The 23,240-nt window shown below is 71.7% G+C and carries 18 protein-coding genes; 12 read left to right on the top strand and 6 right to left on the bottom strand.

Annotated features, from left to right (window positions below):
• Positions 1-170: 170 nt before the first annotated feature.
• Complete coding sequence (locus tag DOO78_RS25210) at positions 171-614, bottom strand: nuclear transport factor 2 family protein (RefSeq protein ID WP_111472656.1); 444 nt, start codon at positions 612-614, stop codon at positions 171-173.
• 122 nt (positions 615-736) lie between these two features.
• On the opposite strand from DOO78_RS25210, the gene DOO78_RS25205 reads away from it, so the two are divergent.
• From DOO78_RS25205 to glpK, 9 genes are all read left to right on the top strand, one after another.
• A complete protein-coding gene (locus DOO78_RS25205) occupies positions 737-1,570 on the top strand; it encodes a DeoR/GlpR family DNA-binding transcription regulator (RefSeq protein ID WP_279387832.1) in 834 nt (277 codons plus the stop codon).
• Positions 1,571-1,651: 81 nt separating this feature from the next.
• On the top strand, positions 1,652-3,184 hold the full coding sequence (gene glpD, locus DOO78_RS25200; protein ID WP_408887589.1) for a glycerol-3-phosphate dehydrogenase: 1,533 nt from the start codon (positions 1,652-1,654) through the stop codon (positions 3,182-3,184).
• The gene (locus DOO78_RS25195) at positions 3,181-4,260 is read left to right on the top strand and encodes an ABC transporter ATP-binding protein (protein ID WP_111472655.1); all 1,080 of its coding nucleotides are present in this window, start codon (positions 3,181-3,183) and stop codon (positions 4,258-4,260) included. The genes glpD and DOO78_RS25195 overlap by 4 nt, the downstream gene beginning before the upstream one ends.
• On the top strand, positions 4,260-5,318 hold the full coding sequence (locus DOO78_RS25190; protein ID WP_111472654.1) for an ABC transporter ATP-binding protein: 1,059 nt from the start codon (positions 4,260-4,262) through the stop codon (positions 5,316-5,318). Before DOO78_RS25195 ends, DOO78_RS25190 begins: the two co-directional genes overlap by 1 nt.
• A 2-nt stretch (positions 5,319-5,320) precedes the next feature.
• Complete coding sequence (locus DOO78_RS25185) at positions 5,321-6,232, top strand: carbohydrate ABC transporter permease (RefSeq protein WP_111472653.1); 912 nt, start codon at positions 5,321-5,323, stop codon at positions 6,230-6,232.
• Positions 6,229-7,110 (top strand): carbohydrate ABC transporter permease, encoded by an 882-nt coding sequence (locus DOO78_RS25180; RefSeq protein ID WP_111472652.1) that lies wholly within the window; start codon positions 6,229-6,231, stop codon positions 7,108-7,110. Before DOO78_RS25185 ends, DOO78_RS25180 begins: the two co-directional genes overlap by 4 nt.
• Positions 7,110-7,391 (top strand): DUF2160 domain-containing protein, encoded by a 282-nt coding sequence (locus DOO78_RS25175; RefSeq protein WP_111472651.1) that lies wholly within the window; start codon positions 7,110-7,112, stop codon positions 7,389-7,391. The genes DOO78_RS25180 and DOO78_RS25175 overlap by 1 nt, the downstream gene beginning before the upstream one ends.
• Positions 7,392-7,439: 48 nt before the next feature.
• Complete coding sequence (locus tag DOO78_RS25170) at positions 7,440-9,218, top strand: ABC transporter substrate-binding protein (protein WP_111472650.1); 1,779 nt, start codon at positions 7,440-7,442, stop codon at positions 9,216-9,218.
• A gap of 107 nt (positions 9,219-9,325) precedes the next feature.
• Entirely contained in the window at positions 9,326-10,861 is a 1,536-nt protein-coding gene (gene glpK, locus DOO78_RS25165) for a glycerol kinase GlpK (protein ID WP_111472649.1), read from the top strand.
• Positions 10,862-10,964: 103 nt separating this feature from the next.
• On the opposite strand, the gene DOO78_RS25160 is transcribed toward glpK, so the two are convergent.
• From DOO78_RS25160 to DOO78_RS25140, 5 genes are all read right to left on the bottom strand, one after another.
• A complete protein-coding gene (locus tag DOO78_RS25160; protein ID WP_111472648.1) occupies positions 10,965-12,188 on the bottom strand; it encodes an NADP-dependent isocitrate dehydrogenase in 1,224 nt (407 codons plus the stop codon).
• A gap of 134 nt (positions 12,189-12,322) precedes the next feature.
• Positions 12,323-13,282: a Bug family tripartite tricarboxylate transporter substrate binding protein gene (locus DOO78_RS25155; protein ID WP_111472647.1), complete on the bottom strand. Its 960-nt coding sequence runs from the start codon at positions 13,280-13,282 to the stop codon at positions 12,323-12,325.
• Positions 13,283-13,395: 113 nt separating this feature from the next.
• On the bottom strand, positions 13,396-14,682 hold the full coding sequence (locus DOO78_RS25150; protein ID WP_111472646.1) for a cystathionine gamma-synthase family protein: 1,287 nt from the start codon (positions 14,680-14,682) through the stop codon (positions 13,396-13,398).
• 253 nt (positions 14,683-14,935) lie between these two features.
• Positions 14,936-15,544 carry a cysteine hydrolase gene (locus DOO78_RS25145; protein ID WP_111472645.1) on the bottom strand — a complete coding sequence of 203 codons (609 nt, stop codon included), beginning with the start codon at positions 15,542-15,544 and terminating at the stop codon, positions 14,936-14,938.
• A gap of 76 nt (positions 15,545-15,620) precedes the next feature.
• Positions 15,621-17,663, bottom strand: a complete 2,043-nt coding sequence (locus tag DOO78_RS25140; protein WP_111472644.1) for an NAD(+) synthase — start codon at positions 17,661-17,663, stop codon at positions 15,621-15,623.
• Positions 17,664-18,551: 888 nt separating this feature from the next.
• Here DOO78_RS25140 and DOO78_RS25135 point away from each other — a divergent pair.
• From DOO78_RS25135 to DOO78_RS25125, 3 genes are read left to right on the top strand one after another with little or no spacing between them, the layout of a single operon-like run.
• Positions 18,552-20,816 carry a class I SAM-dependent methyltransferase gene (locus tag DOO78_RS25135; RefSeq protein WP_165839079.1) on the top strand — a complete coding sequence of 755 codons (2,265 nt, stop codon included), beginning with the start codon at positions 18,552-18,554 and terminating at the stop codon, positions 20,814-20,816.
• A gap of 3 nt (positions 20,817-20,819) precedes the next feature.
• The gene (locus DOO78_RS25130; protein WP_207803052.1) at positions 20,820-21,980 is read left to right on the top strand and encodes a glycosyltransferase; all 1,161 of its coding nucleotides are present in this window, start codon (positions 20,820-20,822) and stop codon (positions 21,978-21,980) included.
• Between the two features lie 51 nt (positions 21,981-22,031).
• Positions 22,032-23,138, top strand: a complete 1,107-nt coding sequence (locus DOO78_RS25125) for a methyltransferase domain-containing protein (protein ID WP_111472642.1) — start codon at positions 22,032-22,034, stop codon at positions 23,136-23,138.
• The last annotated feature ends 102 nt before the right edge of the window (positions 23,139-23,240 follow it).

Raw genomic sequence — 23,240 nt, 5'->3', positions numbered from 1 at the left:
AGCTCATCGTCCTCGCCAACGCACTCATCCGCGACAACAAACCCTACGCCCCAGCCTAAAACACCACATTCACACAAAAGACAGTTGCTTGGCTTCGCGCCACGCGGCGCGGCGCCCGTTCGGGCGCTCGGCCCTGCGGGCCGCAGGTTTGGAATTGGGTGCGCCGGGTATCAGAGTCGGTAGGCTTGGCGCGCCAGCAGCTTCCAGGCGCCGCCCTCCTTGGTCCAGACCTGCAGCACGCCGATCTTCACCGGCGTGACCTTGCCGGCCGGGCTCACCGTCTCGGCGGTGAAGAGGTGGCGGACGATGGCCTCGTCATTGACGATGGAAATCGTCTGCTCGCTCAGATCGATCGTGCGGAAGGCGCTCTCGCGGCTGACGAGGTAGTCGATGAACTGTTTCCGGTTCTCGATCCGCCCGGCGGAATGGCCGTAGCTGAGCCCCTCGGCGGTCAGCGCCTCGAGCTGCGGCCTGTCGACCGCGATCATCGCCTTGGTCAGCGCGTCGACCGCCTTGGCGACCTGCGCCTGCTCGCCCGATTGCGCCCGGGCGAGGCCGGGCAGGAGCAGCATGGCGGCGCCCGCCATCGCGAGATGGCGGCGTGCGGGGGTCATGGCGTTCTCTCCCTTGTTCGGTGCCTGGTGTGGCGGCGCGAGCCTATCGCGGGCAGGCCGCGGCGGGAACGCCGATCCGCCGCGGCCTTCCACCCGGCGGCGCGGCGCGGCATGGTGAGGGGGTGGGACCGATCCAGCCGCCCGAGGAGCTGAGCGACCGCCAGCAGGCGATCCTGACCCTGGCGCGGGAGGCCGGGCGGGTGCAGGTGGAGGAGCTGGCCGCCCGCTTCGGCGTCAGCCCGCAGACCATCCGCAAGGACCTCAACACCCTCTGCGACCGCCGCCTGCTGGCGCGCCAGCATGGCGGGGCGATGCTCGCCTCCGGCACCGAGAATCTCGGCTACGCCGCCCGCCGCGCCCTGGCCCAGGCGGAGAAGCGGCGCATCGCCGCCCGCTGCGCCGCGCTGATCCCGGACGGCTCCAGCCTCTTCCTCAACATCGGCACGACGACCGAGGAGGTGGCGCGGGCGCTGGCCAACCACCGCAACCTGCTCGTCGTCACCAACAACATCCATGTCGTCTCGATCCTGCTGCCGAGCCCGGGGGTGGAGGTGGTGGTGGCCGGCGGGCCGGTGCGGCGCGGCGATGGCGGCATCGTCGGCGAGGCGACGGTCGATCTCGTCTCCCAGTTCAAGCTGGACTTCGCGGTGATCGGCGCCTCCGCCCTCGACGAGGATGGCAGCCTGCTCGATTTCGACTACCGCGAGGTGCGGGTGGCGCGGGCCATCCTCGGCAATGCCCGGCGGGCGATCCTGGTCGCCGATGCCAGCAAATTCGAGCGCTCGGCGCCGGTGCGCATCGGCCATGTCGCGCAGCTGCACGGGGTGGTGACCGACCGGCCGCCGCCCGCCGGCTTCGCCGCCGCCTGCCGCGCCGCGGGGACCCGGCTGGAGGTGACGGGGCCAGACCCGGACGCGCCAAGCGAAAGCGATTTCCCGGAAAGCGAAACCGGATAGGGCGCGCTTCGGGCGCGGAATTTTCGCTTGCCCTTGCGTTTTCGCTTCGGCAAGCTGCCCTCCGCGTCCAGGGACAGTCGCGTGGCGATAGCGGGCAACAGCCAGGTGCAGGATCTTCTCGTCGTCGGCGGCGGGGTGAATGGCTGCGGCATCGCCCGCGACGCCGCCGGCCGCGGCCTCGCCGTCACCCTGGTCGAGAAGGGGGACCTGGCCGGCGCCACCTCCTCCGCCTCCACCAAGCTGATCCATGGCGGGCTGCGCTATCTCGAGCACCGGGAGTTCCGCCTGGTGCGGGAGGCGCTGATCGAGCGCGAGGTGCTGCTGCGCGCGGCGCCGCACATCATCTGGCCGCTGCGCTTCGTGCTGCCGCACCACAAGGGGCTGCGGCCCTGGCCGGTGCTGCGGCTCGGCCTCTTCCTCTACGACCATCTGGGCGGCCGGCGCATCCTGCCGCCGACGCGCTCGCTCGACCTGCGGCGCGATCCGGCCGGCGCGCCGCTGCAGCCGCACTACCGCCGCGGCTTCGAGTATTCCGATTGCTGGGTCGAGGATGCGCGCCTCGTGGTGCTGAACGCGCGCGACGCCGCCGATCACGGCGCGGCGGTGCTGACCCGGATGCGCTGCCTGGCCGCCCGGCGCGAGGATGGGCTCTGGCGCGCCACGCTGCGCGACGAGGCCAGCGGGGCGACGCGCGAGGTGGCCGCGCGGGCCATGGTGAACGCCGCCGGGCCCTGGGTGGCCGAGATGCTCGGCGCCGCCGGGCAGAACGCGCCGGCGCGGGTGCGGCTGGTCAAGGGCAGCCATATCGTCACCCGCCGCCTCTGGAGCCACGACCGCAGCTACATCTTCCAGAACGCCGATGGCCGCGTCTGCTTCGCCATTCCCTATGAGGAGGATTTCACCCTCATCGGCACCACCGACGAGGAGTTCGCCGGCGACCCGGCCGGGGTGGCGATCACCGAGGGCGAGACCGCCTATCTCTGCCGCGCCGTCAGCGACTATGTCCGCCAGCCGGTCACGCCGGCCGATGTCGTCTGGAGCTATGCCGGGGTGCGGCCGCTCTACGACGACGGCGCGAGCCGGGCGCAGGAGGCGACGCGGGACTATGTCCTGACCCTGGATGCGCCGGCGGGGCAGGCGCCGCTGCTCTCGGTCTTCGGCGGCAAGATCACCACCTATCGGCGGCTGGCCGAGGCGGCGATGGCCCGGCTGGCGCCGCATTTCCCCGGCCTGCCCGGGGCCTGGACCGCCGGCGCCCGCCTGCCGGGCGGCGATTTCCCCTGGGACGGCGCCCCCCGCCTCGTCGCCGAGCTGCGCGCCCGCTACCCCTTCCTCGACCCGGCCCTGGCGCGGCGGCTGGTGCGGCAATACGGCACGCGGGCCGGCGCGGTGCTCGGCGATGCCGACGGCATGGCGGCGCTGGGCGAGGCATTCGGCGCCGGCCTCACCGCGCGCGAGGTCGAGTGGCAGCGGCGCGAGGAATGGGTGCGGAGCGCCGAGGACCTGCTCTGGCGGCGCAGCAAGCTCGGGCTCAGGATCGACGCGGCGGGGAGGGCGGCGCTGCAGCGCCATCTCGCCGGCGCCATGCCGGCGGCGGGGAGGGCGGCGGAATGAGCATCCTGCTGGACGGACTCGGGCTCTCGGCCGGCGGCAGGCCGGTGCTGCATCCGGTGAGCCTCGAGCTGCCCGCCGGCACGCCGAACGTGCTGCTCGGCCCGACGGGGGCCGGCAAGACCACGCTGCTGCGGCTGCTCGCCGGCCTCGACCGGCCGAGCGAGGGGCGGCTGCTGGAGGCGGGGCGCGAGGTGACCGGGCTGCCGCCGCGGCGGCGCAGCGTCGCCATGGTCTACCAGCAATTCATCAACTACCCGTCCTTCACCGTCTTCGAGAACATCGCCGCGCCGCTGCGCGTCGCCCGGCTGCCGAAGCCGGAGATCGAGGCGCGGGTGCAGGAGGCGGCGCGGCTGCTGCGCCTCGCGCCCTATCTCGCCCGCCGGCCGCTGGAGCTCTCGGGCGGGCAGCAGCAGCGCACGGCGATCGCCCGGGCGCTGGTCCGGCGCGCCGCCCTGGTGCTGATGGACGAGCCGCTGGCCAATCTCGACTACAAGCTGCGCGAGGAGCTGCGGGAGGAGCTGCCGAAGCTCTTCGCCGAGAGCGGCAGCGTCTTCGTCTATGCCACCACCGAGCCGGCCGAGGCGCTGCTGCTCGGCGGCCGCGTCGCCACCCTCTCCGAGGGGCGGGTCACGCAATGCGGGCCGGCCGGGGAGGTCTTCCGCCGCCCGGCCGACCTCGCCACCGCCCGCGTCTTCTCCGACCCGCCGCTGAACGAGGCGCCGGCGCGGCTCGCCGGCGGGCAACTGCGGTTCGGCGCGGGCGCGGCGATCCCGGCGCCGGAGGCCGGCCTGGCGGAGGGGGCCTGCACCATCGGCATCCGCGCGCATCAGCTCTCGCTCGACCCGCTGCCCGGGGCGGTTGCGCTGCCGGCCACCGTGCGCGTCGCCGAGGTCACCGGCTCGGAGAGCTATGTCCATCTCGATGTCGGCGACCTGGCCTGGGTGGTGCTCGCGCCCGGCATCCGGCGGCCGGAGCCGGGCGCGGCGGCGACCATCTGGCTCGACCCGCGGCGCTGCCTGGTCTTCGGCGGCGATGGCAGGCTGGCCGCCGTCGCGCCGCTGGCGGAGGCCGCCTGATGGCGCGCATCGCCTTCGATCGCCTGGCGCATGCCTATCCCGGCGGCGCCGGCCATGCGCTGAAGCCGATGGACATGGTCTGGGAGGATGCCGGCGCCTATGCGCTGCTCGGCCCCTCGGGCTGCGGCAAGACGACGCTGCTCAACATCGTCTCCGGCCTGATCCGGCCGAGCGCCGGGCGGGTGCTGTTCAATGGCGCCGATGTCACCGCGCTGCCGACCGAGCGGCGCAACGTGGCGCAGGTCTTCCAGTTTCCGGTGGTCTACGACACCATGACGGTGCGGGAGAACCTCGCCTTCCCGCTGCGCAACCGCGGCATGCCCGCCGCCCCGGCGCGGGCGCGGGTGGAGCATGTGGCGGGGCTGCTCGGCCTCGCCCGCGACCTCGACCGGCGGGCGCGCAACCTCGGCGCCGACGAGAAGCAGAAGATCTCGCTCGGCCGCGGCCTGGTGCGGGACGACGTCGCCGCCATCCTGTTCGACGAGCCGCTGACCGTCATCGACCCGCATCTGAAGTGGGAGCTCCGCTCGCGGCTGAAGGAGCTGCACCGGCAGGTGCCGGTGACGATGATCTACGTCACCCATGACCAGACCGAGGCGCTGACCTTCGCCGACCGGGTGGTGGTGATGAGCGAGGGCGAGGTGGTGCAGGTCGGCACGCCGGAGGCGCTGTTCGACCGGCCGGCGCATCGCTTCGTCGGGCATTTCATCGGCAGCCCGGGGATGAACTTCCTCTCCTGCGCGCTGCTGGGCGCCGAGGCGATCCTGCCGGGCGGCGCCCGCATCGCCCTGCCGCGCGCCTATCCGGCGCTGGGGGGGCGGCTGGAGCTCGGCATCCGGCCGGAATTCGCCAGCCTCGGCGCCGAGGGCCTGCCGGTCGCGGTGCAGCGGATCGAGGATCTCGGCCGGCGCCGCATCGCCCGGCTCGACCTCGCCGGCCAGCCCTTCGCGGCCAGCCTGCCGGAGGGGATGCCGGTGCCGGCCGAGCCGCGGCTCCGGCTCGATCCGGCGCGGCTGCATGTCTATGCCGATGGCCGGCTGGTCGAGGGGGAGGGCTGAGCATGGCCAAGCCGCGCGACGACCGCGCCTGGGGCCTGGTGCTGCCGGTGCTGCTGCTGGTCGCCTTCTCCGCCCTCATCCCGATGATGACGGTGGTGAACTACTCGGTGCAGGACAGCTTCGGGAACAACCAGTTCTTCTGGAACGGCACCGGCTGGTTCCGCGAGCTGCTGGACCCGTCCACCGATCTCGGCGGCCGCTTCTTCGATGCGCTGTGGCGCACCCTGCTGTTCAGCGGCCTCTGCCTGCTGATCGAGATCCCGCTCGGCATCGCCGTCTCGCTCACCCTGCCGCGGCGCGGCTGGGGCGTCGCCGCCTCGCTCGTGCTGCTGGCCCTGCCGCTGCTGATCCCCTGGAACGTGGTCGGCACCATCTGGCAGGTCTTCGCGCGGCGCGACATCGGGCTGCTCGGCGCCGCGGTGAACGGGCTCGGCATCGAGTACAATTACGCGCAGGACCCGCTCGCCGCCTGGATCACCGTGGTGGCGATGGATGTCTGGCACTGGACCTCGCTGGTCGTGCTGCTCTGCTATGCCGGGCTGCGCGCCATCCCGGATGCCTATTACCAGGCGGCCAAGGTGGACGGCGCCGGGGCCTGGGCGGTGTTCCGTGCCATCCAGCTGCCGAAGCTGCAGCGCGTGCTCACCATCGCCGTGCTGCTCCGCTTCATGGACAGCTTCATGATCTACACCGAGCCCTTCGTGGTGACGGGCGGCGGGCCGGGCAATGCCACCACCTTCCTCTCCATCGACCTGGTGAAGCTCGCCCTCGGGCAGTTCGACCTGGGCAAGGCGGCGGCCATGTCGATCGTCTACAACCTCATCATCCTCACCGTCTGCTGGGTGTTCTTCGCCACCACCACCCGCGGCCAGAGCGAGGCGGTCCAAGGGGCGGGACAGGAGGCCGGGCGATGAGCGCGGTGCAGCCTCGCGTCGCGACCGCCCCGGCGGCGCTGCCGGCCGCCGGCATCGGCGCTGGCGCCGGCCTGGCCCGCGCCCTGGCGCCGCGGCTCGGCCTCGGCCTCTACCTGCTCTTCCTGCTGGTGCCGATCTACTGGCTCGTCAACATGAGCCTGAAGACCAATCTCGAGATCAGCAGCGGCATGACGCTCTGGCCGCAGAACCCGACGCTGGAGAACTACCGCCGCATCTTCACCGACAGCTCCTGGTACAGCGGCTACATCAACAGCCTGAAATTCGTGCTGCTGAACATGGCCATCTCGCTGGCCGTGGCGCTGCCGGCGGCCTATGCCTTCAGCCGCTACCGCTTCCTCGGCGACAAGCACTTGTTCTTCTGGCTGCTCTCCAACCGCATGGCGCCGCCCGCGGTCTTCGCGCTGCCCTTCTTCCAGCTCTACAGCGCGGTCGGGCTGTTCGACACGCCCTGGGCGGTGGCGCTGGCGCATTGCGTGTTCAACGTGCCCCTCGCGGTCTGGATCCTGGAAGGCTTCATGTCCGGCGTGCCGCGCGAGATCGACGAGATGGCGGCGATCGACGGCTGGTCCTTCCCGGCCTTCTTCGTCCGCGTCTTCATGCCGCTGGTCGCGGGCGGCATCGGCGTCGCCGCCTTCTTCTGCTTCATGTTCTCCTGGGTGGAGCTGCTGCTGGCCCGCACCCTGACGACGGTGGACGCCAAGCCCATCGTCGCCACGATGACGCGCACCGTCTCGGCGGCCGGGATGGACTGGGGCCTGCTGGCGGCGGCCGGAGTGCTGACCATCATCCCCGGCGCCATCGTCATCTGGTTCGTCCGCAACCACATCGCGCGCGGCTTCGCGCTGGGCAGGGTCTGATGGCGCTCGACTGGATGGCCTGGACCTGGCAGACGGCGCTCTTCTTCGCGCTGCTCTTCGCCACGCTCGGGGCGATGACCGGGCTTGCCCTGCTGCGGCCGGAGACCGAGCGCGTCGGCATGCTCGGCCTGCCGACGACGCGGGGCGACCGGCTCTTCCTGACGCTGCTCGGCGCCGCCTTCATCCATCTGGCCTGGCTGGCCCTCGCGGGCGAGGCGCCGCTCTGGGGCGCGAGCCTCGTCTCCCTGATTTTCGGCGCGGCGATGTTCCGCTGGGCCTGACCGGTGGCGCCCGGCCGGGGCCGGGCGCAGGTGAAGGAGGAAACAGGAATGACCGTCATCACGCCGCTTGGCCGGCGCCGGTTGCTGCTCGGCAGCGCCGCCGCCATCGCCGCGCCCGCCCTCATCCTGGCGCCGCGGCACAGCGTGGCGCAGGGCGTGGACGCCGCCCGCCGCTGGGTGGAGGGCGAGTTCCAGCCCAGCACGCTCTCGAAAGAGCAGCAGATGCAGGAGATGGAGTGGTTCGCCCGCGCCGCGCAGCCCTATCGCGGCCAGGAGATCAACGTGGTGTCGGAGACGATCACCACGCATGAATACGAGGCGCGGACGCTGGCCAAGGCCTTCTCCGAGATCACCGGCATCAAGCTGCGGCACGACCTGCTGCAGGAAGGCGATGTCGTCGAGAAGATCCAGACCCAGATGCAGTCGGGCCGCAACCTCTACGATGCCTGGGTGAACGACAGCGACCTGATCGGCACGCATTTCCGCTACCAGCAGGCGGTGCCGCTGAGCGACTGGATGACGGGCGAGGGCAAGGACCAGACCCTGCCGACCCTCGACATCGAGGATTTCATCGGCCGCAGCTTCTGCACCGGGCCGGACGGCAAGCTGTACCAGATGCCGGACCAGCAATTCGCCAACCTCTACTGGTTCCGCTACGACTGGTTCGGCCGCCCGGCGATCAGGGAGGCCTTCCGGAAGAAGTATGGCTACGAGCTCGGCGTGCCGGTGAACTGGTCCGCCTATGAGGACATCGCCGAGTTCTTCACCAACGACGTCAAGGAGATCGACGGCGTCAAGGTCTACGGCCATATGGACTATGGCAAGAAGGACCCCTCGCTCGGCTGGCGCTTCACCGATGCCTGGCTCTCCATGGCCGGCAATGGCGACCGCGGCATCCCGAACGGCAAGCCGGTCGATGAATGGGGCATCCGCATGGAGGGCTGCCGGCCGACCGGCTCCTCCATCGAGCGCGGCGGCGACACCAACGGCCCGGCGGCGGTCTACGCCATCGCCAAATACGTCGAGTGGCTGAAGAAATACGCCCCGCCCGAGGCGGCCGGCATGACCTTCAGCGAATCCGGCCCGGTCCCGGCCCAGGGCAACGTCGCGCAGCAGATCTTCTGGTACACCGCCTTCACCGCCGACATGGTCAAGCCCGGCCTGCCGGTGGTGGATGCCCAGGGGCTGCCGAAATGGCGCATGGCGCCGAGCCCGCACGGCGCCTACTGGAAGGAGGGGATGAAGCTCGGCTACCAGGATGCCGGCTCCTGGACCCTGCTGAAATCGACGCCGGTCGACCGCCGCCGCGCCGCCTGGCTCTACGCCCAGTTCTGCGTCGCCAAGTCGACCAGCCTGAAGAAGAGCCATGTCGGCCTCACCTTCATCCGCGAGAGCGACATCTGGCACCCCTCCTTCACCGAGCGGGCGCCGAAGCTCGGCGGGCTGGTCGAGTTCTACCGCTCCCCGGCGCGGGTGCAGTGGACGCCGACCGGCGTGAACATCCCGGACTATCCGAAGCTGGCGCAGCTCTGGTGGCAGAATATCGGCGACGCCTCCTCCGGGGCGAAGACGCCGCAGGCCGCCATGGACGCGCTGGCCGCGGCGCAGGACAGCGTGCTGGAGCGGCTGCAGCGCGCCAATGTCCAGGGCGAGTGCGGCCCGAAGCTGAACCCGAAGACCAGCGCCGAGCACTGGTACGAGCAGGCGAAGAAGGACGGCAACGTCGCGCCGCAGCGCAAGCTGGCGAACGAGAAGCCGAAGGGCGAGACGGTGGATTACGACACGCTGATCCGCGGCTGGCCGGCCAGCCCGCCGAAGCGCGCCTGACCCGGCCACGGGGCGGCGCGCCCGCAGGCGCCGCCGCCCCGTGGCGATCCTCCCCGCCGCGACGGGGGACGCCGATCCCCCGTCCGGCCTTCTCCGGGACCCCGAGCATGCCCGCCGGCCATATCCTCGCCCTCGACCAGGGCACCACCTCGACCCGCGCGATCCTCTTCCGCACGCCCGAGCTGACGCCGGTCGCCGTGGCGCAGCAGGAATTCCGCCAGCACTACCCGGCCTCGGGCTGGGTGGAGCACGAGGCCGAGGATCTCTGGGACAGCGCGCTCGCGGTCATGCGCGAGGCGATCGCGCGGGCCGGGCTGCGGCCGCAGGACATCGCCGGCATCGGCATTGCCAACCAGCGCGAGACGACGCTGCTCTGGGACCGCCGCAGCGGCCGGGCGATCCACCGCGCCATCGTCTGGCAGGACCGCCGCACCGCCGGCATCTGCGCCGCGCTGCGCGAGGCGGGGCATGCCGCGGCGGTCGCCGCCAGCACCGGCCTGCTCATCGATCCCTATTTCTCGGCGACCAAGCTCACCTGGCTGCTCGACCACGTGGCCGGGGCGCGGGAGGCGGCGGAGCGCGGCGACCTCGCCTTCGGCACCGTCGACAGCTTCCTGCTCTGGCGGCTGACCGGCGGCCGGGTGCATGCGACGGATGCGACCAACGCCGCCCGCACCATGCTCTTCGACATCCGCGCCGGGCGCTGGGACCCGGCGATGTGCGCGCTGCACCGCGTGCCGATGGCGCTGCTGCCAGAGGTGCGCGACTGCGCTGCCGAGTTCGGCCTGGCCGAGCCGGGGCTGCTCGGCGCCGCCATCCCGGTGCGCGGCATCGCCGGCGACCAGCAGGCGGCGACGCTCGGCCAGGCCTGCTTCCGCCCCGGCATGCTGAAATCCACCTACGGCACCGGCTGCTTCGCGCTGCTCAACACCGGCCCGGTGCCGGTCGCCTCCCGCCACCGGCTGCTGACCACCATCGCCTATCAGCTCGGCGGGGAGCGGAGCTATGCGCTGGAGGGGGCGATCTTCGTCGCCGGCGCCGCGGTGCAATGGCTGCGCGACGGGCTCGGGCTGATCCGCGACGCGGCCGAGAGCGGCGCCCTGGCCGCCGCCGCCGACCCGGCGCAGCGGCTCTACCTGGTGCCGGCCTTCGTCGGCCTCGGCGTGCCGCATTGGGATGCCGAGGCGCGGGGCGCCATCCATGGCCTGACCCGCGCCTCCGGCCCCGGCGACTTCGCCCGGGCGGCGCTCGAGAGCGTCGGCTACCAGACGCGGGACCTGCTGATCGCCATGCAGGCCGACCTCGCCGAGGCGCTGCCGGCCACCGATCCCGATGCGGCGACCGGCGGGGAGGGGAGCATCCTGCGCGTCGATGGCGGCATGGTCGCCTCGGACTGGACCATGCAATTCCTCGCCGACATCCTCGGCGCCCCGGTGGACCGGCCGGTGGTGCGGGAGACGACGGCGCTCGGCGCCGCCTACCTGGCCGGGCTGCAATCGGGCCTCTGCCCGGCGCCGGCGGAATTCGCCGCGGCCTGGCGGCTCGACCGCCGCTTCACCCCGGCGATGCTGCAGGCCGAGCGCGAGGCAGCCTATGCCGGCTGGCAGCGGGCGGTGCGGCGCACCCTCTCGGATTATCCCTAGAGCACGTCCGCGAACCCGGGGGAGCGGATCGTGCCCTAGCCGATATGGAAAAGGGGCGAGCCCTGCGGCCCGCCCCCTCCGATAGGCCGGCCGGGCCCGCCGGTCAGGCCTGCTTCATCGCCTTCTGCAGGTTCTCGTCGAGCTTGGCGAGGAAGGCCTGGGTGTTGAGCCAGGGCTGGTCCTTGCCGATCAGCAGGGCGAGGTCCTTGGTCATGAAGCCGCTCTCGACGGTGTCGACGCAGACCTTCTCCAGCGTCTCGGCGAAGCCTTCGACATCGGGCGTGGCGTCGAACTTGCCGCGATAGGCGAGGCCGCGGGTCCAGGCGAAGATCGAGGCGATCGGGTTGGTGCTGGTCTCGCGGCCCTTCTGGTGCTCGCGGTAGTGGCGGGTGACGGTGCCGTGCGCCGCCTCCGACTCCACCGTCTTGCCGTCCGGGGAGAGCAGCACCGAGGTCATCAGGCCGAGGCTGCCGAAGCCCTGCGCCACGATGTCGGATTCGACGTCGCCGTCGTAGTTCTTGCAGGCCCAGACATAGCCGCCTTCCCACTTCAGGGCGGTGGCCACCATGTCGTCGATCAGCCGGTCCTCGTAGGTCAGGCCCTTCGCCTTGTACTGCTCGGCGAATTCGGTGTCGTAGATGCGGCGGAAGATGTCCTTGAACTCGCCGTCATAGGCCTTGAGGATCGTGTTCTTGTGGCTGAAGTACACGCTGTAGCCGCGCGCCAGGCCGTAGTTGAGCGAGGCGCGGGCGAAGCCCTCGATGCTGGTCCGGGTGTTGTGCATGCCCATCAGCACGCCGCCGCCGGCCGGGAAGTTGGTCACCTCGAGCTCGATCGGCTGGCCGCCATCGGCCGGCGTCCAGGTCAGCGTCGCCTTGCCGGGGCCGGGGATCTTGGTCTCGGCGGCGCGGTAGATGTCGCCATAGGCATGGCGGCCGATGACGATCGGCTTCGACCAGTGCGGCACCAGCCGCGGCACGTTCGAGCAGATGATCGGCTCGCGGAAGATGGTGCCGTCGAGGATGTTGCGGATGGTGCCGTTCGGGCTCCGCCACATCTTCTTCAGGCCGAACTCCTTCACCCGCGCCTCGTCCGGGGTGATGGTCGCGCATTTCACGCCGACGCCGTACTGCTTGGTGGCGTTGGCGGCGTCCACCGTCACCTGGTCGTCGGTCTGGTCGCGGTACTGGATGCCGAGGTCGTAATACTTCAGGTCGATATCCAGATAGGGCAGGATCAGCTTGTCCTTGATGAACCCCCAGATGATCCGGGTCATCTCGTCGCCGTCCATCTCGACGACCGGGGTCTTCACCTTGATCTTCGCCATACCACGCCCTCGTGCTCTGCGGCCGCGGCGTCTCGCGCCGGGCCGGGCTCATTCGGAGGGCCGGAACATCGCACCGGGCCAGGGCAGGGGCAAGGGCAGGGGCAGCCCCGGGATCCCGGCCGGGGCGGCTGCCGCTACTGGTCGAGCCGGATGTCGTGGTCGCGGATGATCTTGCCGAGCGCCGCCGTATCGGCGCGGAGCTGGGCGCGGAAGGCGGCCGCCCCTTCGGTCCGCGGCTCGGCGCCCAGCTCGGCGATGCGGGTCCGGACCGCCGGCGCCTGCATCGCCTCCAGCCGCGCCACCTGGGCGGGCGGGGTCTGGCCCTGGACCAGCACGCCCTGCCAGGTGCCGGATTGCGCCTGCGGCCAGCCGAGCTCGGCATAGGTCGGCAGGTCCGGCAGGGCGGCCAGGCGGTGCGGGCCGGAGACGGCGATGCCCCGCATCTGGCCCTGGACGACATAGGGCATGGATTGCGTCGCCCCGGCCATGGTCAGGTCCGCCTCGCCGCTGGCGACGGCGAGCAGCCCCGGCGCGCCGCCGCGATAGGGCACGTGCACCGCTTCGCCGCCCCAGGCGGCGGCAAGCGCCACCGCCACCAGGTGGCTCAGCGTGCCGGTGCCCGAATTGGCGAAATTCAGCTTGCCGGGATTGGCCCTGGCATAGGCCACCAGCCCCGCCGCGTCCTGCACCGGCAGCGTCTTGCTCGCCGCCAGGATATAGGGCGCATAGATCAGCATGCTGACCGTGGCGAGGTCCTTCTCCACGTCATAGGGCAGGCGGGCGAAGAGGAAGGGGTTGGTCGCCAGCACGCTGACATCGAGCAGCAGCAGGGTGTGTCCGTCCGGCGGGCTCTTCGCCACCAGGTCGGCGCCGATATTGCCGCCCGCCCCGGCGCGGTTCTCGACCACCACCGGCTGCCCGGCCGCCTGGCCGAGCGGGGTGGCGAGCAGCCGCGCCAGGATGTCGCTGGTGCCGCCCGGCGCGTTGGGGACGATGATGCGGAGCGGGTGGTCGAAGCCCTGCGCCGCCGCGCCCGGCAGGATGGCGGGCAGGGCCAGCAGCCCCGCGGCGGCGAGCAGGCGGCGTCGGTGCATGTCGTCCTCCCCAGGGCGCCGGCATTGGGGCGCCGGCCTTGGGAGCGACGGCCATGGCGCGGCCGCCTGCCCCCGGGGCGATCCTGGCGCCGGCGCCGGGGCGCCGGCAAGCCTCAGCCGTCCAGCGTGGCGAGGGCCTGGGCGAGGTCGGCGATCAGGTCGTCCGCATGTTCGATGCCGATCGAGAGCCGGACCAGCCCATCGGTGACGCCGATGCGGGCCCGCAACTCGGCGGGGACGCCGGAATGGGTGGTCGAGGCCGGATGGCTGGCCAGCGATTCCGTGCCGCCGAGGCTGACCGCGAGCTTGAACACGCGGAGCGCGTTCAGCACCCGGAAGGCCTCCGCCTGGCCGCCGGCGATCTCGATGCTGAAGGTCGAGCCGGGGCCGCTGCACTGCGCCTCGTAGACCCGCCGCGCCGGGCTGCCCTCGGGCAGGTGGTTCAGCGCATGGACGGCGGCGATGCGCGGATGCGCCTCGAGGAACTCGGCCACCGCCTGGGCATTGCGCGCCGCGGCATGCATGCGCAGCGACAGCGTCTCCAGCGAGCGGCCGAGCATCCAGCAGGAATGCGGGTCGAGCTGGGTGCCGATGGCGCCGCGCAGCAGCCGCACCGGCCGTAGCTGCGCCCGGCTGCCGACCACCGCGCCGGCGACGAGGTCGCTATGCCCGCCGACATATTTGGTCAGCGAATAGAGGACCAGGTCGCAGCCATGCGCCAGCGGCTGCTGGAAGACCGGGCCGAGCATGGTGTTGTCGCAGGCGATGGGCGGGCGATGCCCCTGCTCGGCGCCGATCCGCTCGGCCGCGCGCCGGATGGCGACGAGGTCGACCAGCGTGTTGAGCGGGTTGGAGGGCGTCTCGACCAGGATCAGCCCGACCCGGCCGCGCGCCCGGGCGCGGTCCGCCGCCGCCTCGATCGCCGCCGGGTCGGTGCCGGCCGAGAAGCCCTCGGCACCGATGCCGAACTCGGCGAGGGTGCGGGCCAGCAGCGTCTCGGTGCCGCCATAGAGCGGCTGGCTGTGCAGGATGACGTCGCCCGGCCGGGCATGGGCGAGGATGGTGGTGGCGATGGCCGCCATGCCGGAGGCGAAGACCAGCGCCGTCTCCGCCCCGTCCCAGAGGGAGAGGCGGTCCTCGACGATCTCGCTGTTCGGGTGGTTGAAGCGGGAATAGACGAGGCCGGCGCCGCCCTCCGGCGCCTCCTTCCGCCCGGCCACCACGTCGAAATAGTCGCGCCCCTCCTCGGCCGAGCGGAAGACGAAGGTGGAGGTGAGGAAGACGGGCGGCTTCACCGAGCCTTCCGACAGGCCCGGGTCGTAGCCATAGCCGAGCATGAGGGTTTCCGGGCTGAGCCGGTGATTGCCGATGGTGGTGTGATGGCTGCGGTCCTGGGCCATGCGCACTCCTCCGATCCTGTCCGGGGTATAGCATGCCTGAGCACCTTCAGGCGGTGCGGCATCGTCTTGCGGGGCGATCGGGCCCGCCGCCTCCCCGGGAGCGTCATGCCAACGGCATGACTGCTTCCTGCATGCCGAAGGCGTGCTGTTCGCACGACGCGGCGAAGGCCCAGGCAAGCCGGAGGGTTGCGCCCGGCGCCAAGGAGACCGCCGATGGGGGGCGTTGATGGGTCACCAGCAACGGCCGTCGCTATCAGTCCCGCCAGGCGTCCAGGATCTCCGTCGTGCTCGCCGTCTCCACCTGCTGCCCGTAGCGGCTGCGGTAGAGGCCGAGCAGCGCGTCGTGCATGGCGTCGGAGGAGGAGCAGAGCGCATCCGTCGGCATCACCACGCGATAGCCGAGATCGACGGCGCCCAGCACGGCGGCGAGGACGCAGACATCCGTCTCCGCCCCGCTCACCACCAGCGCGTCGGCGCCGCGGGCCTGCAGCCGCGCCTGCAGCCCGGTGCGGAACCAGGGGCTGTAGCCGGGCTTGTCCAGCAGCTCGGCCGGCGGGACGAGGCGGGCGAGGGGCGGCAGCAGCTCGGTCATGCCGGGGGGCAGGGCCTCCAGGGTCAGGCCCTCCCAGCGCCGCCAGTAGCGGCGCCAGCTTCCCTCGGCCGCCTCCGGGCTGCGGGCCGGGATGAAGCGGGTGAAGATGGTGCGCCCGGGCCAGGCGGCGGCGAGGCGCTCCACCTGCGGCAGCACGCGCTCGAGCCAGGGCGTGTGCCATTCGGTGTCGCGGAACAGGACCTGCATGTCGATGCAGAGATGGACCGTGCGGCGCGTCAGCGGCCCGTGGCGCAACCCACACTCCGGCATCCGGCCTCCCTCATGCCCGTTTCCGGCCTCAACGGATGAGGCCGGCCGGGGATGCCTCGGAGGGCGGTGCCGGCGCTCAGGCCTCCGGCACGTTGCGGCGCAGCTCCTCCAGCCAGGCCCGGGCATTGCCGTCCGAGGGCGCCCGCCAGTCGCCGCGCGGCGAGAGCGAGCCGCCGGCGGCCACCTTCGGCCCGTTCGGCATGGCGCTGCGCTTGAACTGGCTGAAGCCGAAGAAGCGTTGCAGGAACACCTCCAGCCAGTGGCGGATCTCGGCCAGCGCATAGGCATTGCGCTTCCCGGCCGGGAAGTTCGGCGGCCAGCTCCCGCGCGCCGCGTCGCCCCAGGCCTGCAGGGCGAGGAAGGCGATCTTCGAGGGGCGGAAGCCGTAGCGCAGCGTGTAGTAAAGGTTGAAGTCCTGCAGCGCATAGGGGCCGACCTTGGCCTCGGTGCTCTGGATCGCCTGGCCCTCCGTCGCCGGGATCAGCTCGGGCGAGATCTCGGTGTCGAGGATGGCCTCGAGCACCGCGCCGACCTCGGCATCGAACTGGCCGGACTGGATGACCCAGCGGATCAGGTGCTGGATCAGCGTCTTCGGCACGCCGGCATTGACGTTGTAGTGCGACATCTGGTCGCCGACGCCATAGGTGCACCAGCCGAGCGCCAGCTCCGACAGGTCGCCGGTGCCGAGCACGATGCCGTCCACATGGTTGGCGGCGCGGAACAGGTAGTCGGTGCGCAGCCCCGCCTGCACGTTCTCGAAGGTGATGTCGTAGACCGGCTCGCCGCGGCTGTAGGGATGGCCGAGATCGGCCAGCATCTGCCGCGCCGCCGGGCGGATGTCGAGCTCATGCGCGGTGACGCCGAGCGAGGCCATCAGCCGGTGGGCGTTGCCCTTGGTGCCCTCGCTCGTGCCGAAGCCGGGCATGGTGTAGGCGACGATGTCGGTGCGTGGCTTGCCGAGCAGGTCCATCGCCTTGGCGGCGACGATCAGCGCCTGGGTGGAATCGAGGCCGCCGGAGACGCCGATGACCAGCCGCCGGATGCGCGCCGCCTCCAGCCGCTGGGTCAGGCCGGCCACCTGGATGTTGTAGGCCTCGTAGCAATCCTGGGCGAGGCGCTCGGGATTCGCCGGCACGAAGGGGAAGCGCTCGATCGGCCGCAGGAAGCCGAGATCGCCCTCGGGCGGGTCGAGGCGGAAGGCGATGCGGCGGGCCTGCAGCGCCGCCGGCGTGTTGCGGCGGTTGTCGTCGAAGGTGCCCTGGCGCATGCGCTCCTGCCGCAGCAGGTCGAGATCCACATCGGCCAGCGCCATCTGCGCGCCGCGCGGGAAGCGCGCCGTCTCGGCCAGCAGGGCGCCGTTCTCCCAGATCTCGGCCTGGCCGTCCCAGGAGACCTCGGTGGTCGATTCGCCAGCGCCGGCGGCGGTGTAGACGTAAGCCGCGAGGCAACGGGCGGATTGCGACTGGCAGAGCATGCGCCGCGTCTCGGCCTTGCCGATGGTGATCGGGCTGCCGCTGATGTTGAGCAGCACCGTCGCCCCGGCCAGCGCCGCGGCCGAGCTGGGCGGGATCGGCACCCAGAAATCCTCGCAGATCTCCGTGTGCAGGACGAGGCCGGGCAGGTCCTCGGCGGCGAAGAGCAGGTCGGCCCCGGCCGGCGCCTGCTGGCCGGCGAAGCGGATGTCGCCGGCGGGCAGGCCGTCGCCGGGCGCCACCTGCCGCTTCTCGTAGAACTCGCGGTAGTTCGGCAGGTAGCTCTTCGGCACGATGCCGAGCAGCCGGCCGCGATGCAGGACGAGGGCGGTGTTGTAGACCCGGCCGGCATGGCGCAGCGGCGCCCCCACCACCAGCACCGGCCGCAGCGCCGCGGAGGCGGCGAGCAGCTCGGCCGCCGCCGCCTCCACCGCCTCGAGCAGCGTGTCCTGCAGCAGCAGGTCCTCGATCGAGTAGCCGGAGAGGGCGAGTTCCGGGAAGACCGCGACCGCCGCGCCGCGCGCGTCGCAATCCCGGGCCAGGGCGAGGATCGACGCGGCATTGGCCGCGGGATCGGCGAGCGCGGTGCGGATGGTGCAGGCGGCGATCCGCGCGAAGCCGTGGCGATAGAGGGAGTCGAAGCGCATGGGGCTCATTCGTGCCTCGGGTTGCGGGGCCAGGGGGTGCCGGCCGCTGCGGCGGCGGGAGCATCACCGGCCCCGCCATGGCTGGCGCCATCATGCGGGGCCGTCCAGGGGAAAACCGATCGCCGGGCCGATCCGGGCGGCCGCGATCGCGGACCGGCTCCGACCAATTGTCAATGCGGCCCGGTGCGGAATGCCCTTGCATCGGCCGCGTGGTGCGCTAGATTGTGCATCGCAGCAAAGCGGTTCGCCGCCTGCTGCTTTCTTGGACGTTTCCTCCCTAAACTCGGCGGCGCCTTCGGGTGCCGCCTTTTTTTTGCCCCTTGGCGTGTTGCCCCGGCTTCTTGCCCCTGGCGCTGGCGCTGCCGAACCATTGATACATGTGATACAATGGGACATATTTTTTGCGTCCCTGTTCGCCACAAGAACGTTCGGGGGATCATCCCCGCCTGGCGCAGTCATCGCCGCAATCCATTGCCCTGGCATCGCAGAATTACTGCAATTCATGGCGCGATCCGACGGTCGATGCCCGATCGATACTCGGCCGCAGGGGCTCGCCAGGTCAGGTGCAAGCCTGGACATCGGCAGTAGGGGCCGCATACAGACGCGACATGGGCAGCTTCGCAGTCGCAGCAATCATCTCGCCGTATCGTGAGGATTCGTGAGGTATCGTGAAGACGCGCAGGTCCGGCATTCGGTCTGGGTGGGATACAGTTTGCATCAGCCAAGCGACGGACTCGTGCGGAAGGAAACGCCGTATTGCGGCCCATCCCAGTTCCGCCTCCGCCTCCCGGACGTCCCGGGTGCCGGCCGGGCAGGCCCCAGCGGCCATGGGCGCGCGTCCGCTGCGACCCCAATGACCATCCGGCAGGCGGATAGAGCACGATGGACATGAACCTCCCAGCCCGTGCCCGTCGCGACATGCTGCTCGCCGGAATCGAGATCGGCCCCGAGGTCGATTGGATGCCGGGCCCGCACCGGCCCACCGCCTGGCATGTCCATGTGCCCTTCGCCTTCTGGCTGGTCAAAGCCCTGCGGCCGCGCAGCATCGTCGAGCTCGGCCGGCCCAACGGCGTGGCCTATGGCGCCTTCTGCCAGGCCGTCGAGCGGCTCGGCCTCGCCACCCGCTGCTTCGCGGTCGAGCGCATGGGCGAGCCCGCGCGCCCGCGCGAGGGCCTGGCCCGCCTCGGCCCCGCGCGCCAGGCGGATGGCCGCGGCCATCCCTTCTCCACCCTGCTGCGCATGCGCCCGGAGGAAGCACGGACGCATTTCGACCGCGGCGACGTGGACCTGCTGCACATCAACGCGCCCGATGACGAGCAGGTGGCCGCCGCCTTCCGCGGCTGGCGCGACACGCTCTCGGATCGCGGGATCGTCCTGATCCACAACACCAATCTGCGCGAGCGCCACAACGCCGTCTGGCGGCTGTGGCGGGAGTTGCGCGCGGCGCATCCGCATTTCGAGTTCCTGCACGGCCACGGGCTTGGCGTGCTCGGCCTCGGCGCCGCCCTGCCCGAGCCCTGCCGCGCCCTGTTCGCCGCCGCCGGGGAAGCCGACGAGGCCTTCGCCATCCGCCGCTTCTTCGCCACCCGCGGCGAGGCGGTGCGCGACCATTTCGCCCTCCAGGCCCTCGAGGCGCGTCTCGCCGAGATGGAGGAGACCGTCCTCACGGAGCGCGACACGGCGGTCGCCGCGCGCGACGAGGCGCGCAACCAGGCGCAGGCGGCGGCGGCGGAGCGCGACCGGCTGCTGGCCGAGCTCGGCGCCGTGCGGGCCGAGCGCGACGCCACGCTCGCCGATGCGCAGCGGGCGCGGCAGCTGCGCGATGCGGTGATCCGCTCGACCTCCTGGCGCATCACCAAGCCGATGCGGATCGCGGTCGGGCTGGCCCGGCGCGAGCCGAGCTACGTGGCGCAGCTCAAGCGCGCCCTCGGCCGCGCCTCGCCGGTGCCCGGCAGCCTGCCGGCGCCGACGATGCCGCTGCTGGAGGCGCTGCTGCCGAACAGCCTGCCGGGCACGACGGAGGTGCATGGCTATCTCGCGGCGCATCTGCCGGCGCCGCTCACCACCTTCCCGGAGACCGCCGCGCCGCGCCGCCTGACGCTGGTCACCGACAGCATCAATGCCGGGCATCTCTTCGGCGGCGTCGGCACCGCCGTGGTGCTGGCGGCGCTGCTGGCGCGGCGGCTGGAGGTGCCGCTGCGGGTGGTGACGCGCATCGAGGCGCCGGAGCCGCGCAATTTCGGCACCGTGCTGAGCGCGCACGGCGTGCGCTACGACGGCAATGTCGAGTTCCTGCATGCCGGCAACGGCCGCGCCATCCCGATGGGGGCGGAGGACCTCCTCCTCACCACCTCCTGGTGGAGCACCTGGACCGCGCTGCGGGCGGTGCGGCCGGACCGCATCCTCTACCTGCTGCAGGAAGACGAGCGGATGTTCTACCCCGCCGGCGACGAGCAGCTCCGCTGCCGCGAGGTGATGGACGAGACCCGCATCCGCTTCGTCGTCAACACGACGGCGCTGCGCGACTACCTGATCGCCGACGGCGTGCGCGGCGTCGCCGCCGACAGCGTCGCCTTCGAGCCGGCCTTCCCCGAGACCATCTACCACCGGGAGACCCAGCCCGGGCCGCGGCAGCGTCGCTTCTTCTTCTATGCGCGGCCGAAGAACGACCGCAACCTGTTCCTCCGCGGCCTCGAGGCGATCGCGGCGGCGATGGAGCGGGGCGTGCTGCCGACCGCGGGCTGGAGCTACCATTTCGTCGGCAAGGACGTGCCGCGGATCTCGCTGCCCGGCGGCATCCAGCCGGAGATCGCGCAGAACCTGCCCTGGGCGACCTATGCCGCGCTGATCCGCAGCATCGATGTCGGGCTCTCGCTGATGTTCACGCCGCATCCGAGCTACCCGCCGCTCGATCTCGCCGCCAGCGGCGCCGTGGTGGTCACCAACCAGTTCGGGCCGAAGCAGTCGCTCGAGCGGTACAGCCGCAACATCCTCTGCGCCGAGCCCTCGGTCGATGCGCTGGTCGCGGCGCTCGGGGAGGCGGTGCAGCTGGCGCAGGACGAGCCGCGGCGCGAGACGAATTTCCGCGATTCCCGGATCGGCCGCGACTGGGAGGCCGCCTTCGCCCCCGTCCTCGACCACATCGCGCGCTGACCGATGTTCCCGAACGGCCCCCCCGCCATCCGCTACAAGGACCCCTGGTCGCAGAGCTTCGCGGAGCGGCTCGCGGCCCTCTCGCGCGGCTCGCCGCGCGTCGCCTGGTTCTACGAGCGGCCGGACACCAGCACCTTCCGCTATCGCTGCTTCAACATGGTGGAGGCGCTCGGCCTCGCCGAGCCCGGCGTCGGCGCCTCCTGGTTCTCGGCGGCCGACCTGGAATGGGCCGACCGCATCATCGACCGGGCGGACACCATCGTCATCTGCCGCGCCCGCTACACCCCGGCCTTCGCCCGCCTCATCGGCGCCGCGAAGTCGCGCGGGCGGCGCGTCCTCTTCGATGTCGACGACCTGATCTTCGACACGCGCTTCACCCATCTGGTGCTCGACACGCTGGACCAGAACACCACCGATACCGATCTCGACTTCTGGTTCGCCGCCATGAGCCGGATCGGCGAGACGATGCGCCTCTGCGACGGCGTGATCCTGACCAACGACTTCCTCGCCCGCCGGGCCACGGATTTCTGCGGCCTCCCCACCTGGGTGGTGCCGAATTTCCTCAACGGCGTGCAGCTCGACCTCTCCGCCCGCATCGTCGAGCGCAAGCGCGCCACCGGCTGGCGCCGCGACGGGCGCATCCATCTCGGCTACTTCTCCGGCACGCCCTCGCACAACCGCGACTTCGCCATCGTCGCCGACACCCTGGCCGAGCTGCTGCAGCGCGACCGGCGCCTCACGCTGCGCATCGTCGGCTTCCTCGAGCCGCGCGGCCGCCTCGCCGGCATGGGCGAGCGGATCGAGCGCTTCCCGCTGCAGGACTTCCTCAACCTGCAACGCTTGATCGGGGAGGTGGAGCTCAACCTGGTCCCGCTCCAGGACAACACCTTCACCAACTGCAAGTCCGAGCTGAAGGTCTTCGAGGCCTCGATCGTCGGCACCGTCAGCGTCGCCTCGCCTTCCTTCACGCTGCGGCGGGCGATCGAGGAGGGCGAGACCGGCTATCTCGCGCCGGCGCATCGCTGGGAGGAGGTGCTGCTGCGCGCCATCGACCGGCTGGACGACTACCCGCATATGGCCGAGTCCGCGCTGGCCGCGGCCGAGGCGCGCTACAGCCCGGCCCGCCAGGCCGCGGCGATCATGGCAGCCGCCTTCGGCGGCTGAGACCGCCGGTCCCGGCCCGCGTGACGGCCGGTCAGGGAGGGAAGGGGCGAGATGTCGGAGCGCAACGCGAGGCTGCTGCAGGGGATCGCGCGCGACGCGCCGCTGCTCGAGATCGGCCCGAGCTTCAACCCGGTGGCGCCGCGCTCGGAAGGCTGGCAGGTCACCATCGTCGACCATGCGACCCAGGAGGAGCTGGTCAGGAAATACGCTGGCGGCGCGGTCGATACCAGCCGCATCGAGGCGGTGGACCATGTCTGGGCGGGCGGGCCGCTGCATGCCGTGGTCCCGGCCGAGCGGCATGGCCATTACGCGGCGATGATCGCCTGCCACGTCATCGAGCACCTGCCGGACCTGATCGGGTTCCTGCGCTCGGCCGAGCGCCTGCTCGACCCGGATCGTGGCGTGCTGCTGCTGGCGGTGCCGGACAAGCGGCTCTGCTTCGACTTCTTCCGCCCGCCCTCGACCACCGGGCAGTTCGTCGTGGCGCATCGCGCCGGCCGCGGGCTGCACAGCCCGCGCGCCCTGTTCGACCATGTCGCCTACAGCGCGACGGATGGCGGCCGGGCGGGCTGGGGCCGGGCGCAGCTCGCCGAGCTCCGTCTCGAGCACACGCTGGAGCAGGCGGTCGAGCAGATGGAGCTGGCCGAGGCCGGCCAAGGGTATATCGACTGCCATGGCTGGCAATTCACCCCGGCCAGCTTCGAGTTGCTGGTGCTGGAGTTCGGCGAGCTCGGCCTGACCGACTGGCGCATCGACTGGGTGGAGCCGCGGCCGGCGGTGGAGTTCTTCGCCCGCCTCGTCCGTGGCCGCGAGCGCTTCGCCTCGCCCGCGGTGCGCGAGGCGCGGCGACTCGACCTGCTGCGGCGCATGGTGCTCGAGCAGCGCGAGCAGATCGAGCTCCTGCTCGGCCCCTCGTCGCAATCGGCGCCGCCGGTGGTGCCGCCGGGGCAGGAGGGCGATCGGCTCGGCGCCATCGAGGCCAAGCTGCGGCACCTGCAGGAGGCGCAGCTTCCGGCCATCGCCGCCGAGCTCGGCGCGACCCGCGCGGCGCTGGCGCCGGTGCAGGGCCTGTTGGAGGAATTGCGGCCCGTCGGCGCGGCGATGACGGCGATGCTGCCGGTCCGCCGCGCCATCGCCCGGATGCGGGGCCGCATCTGATACGAACGGCCGTTGCTGGTGACCCATCACCGGCCCCTCAGACGCCGGGCGCGAACCTCCGGTTCGCTTGTGTCTTTGGCGCTGGGATAGAGACTTGGGCGC

Source organism: Roseicella frigidaeris, from assembly GCF_003258945.1.
Lineage (GTDB): Bacteria > Pseudomonadota > Alphaproteobacteria > Acetobacterales > Acetobacteraceae > Paracraurococcus > Paracraurococcus frigidaeris.
This window is presented reverse-complemented; position numbering and strand designations above follow the sequence as displayed.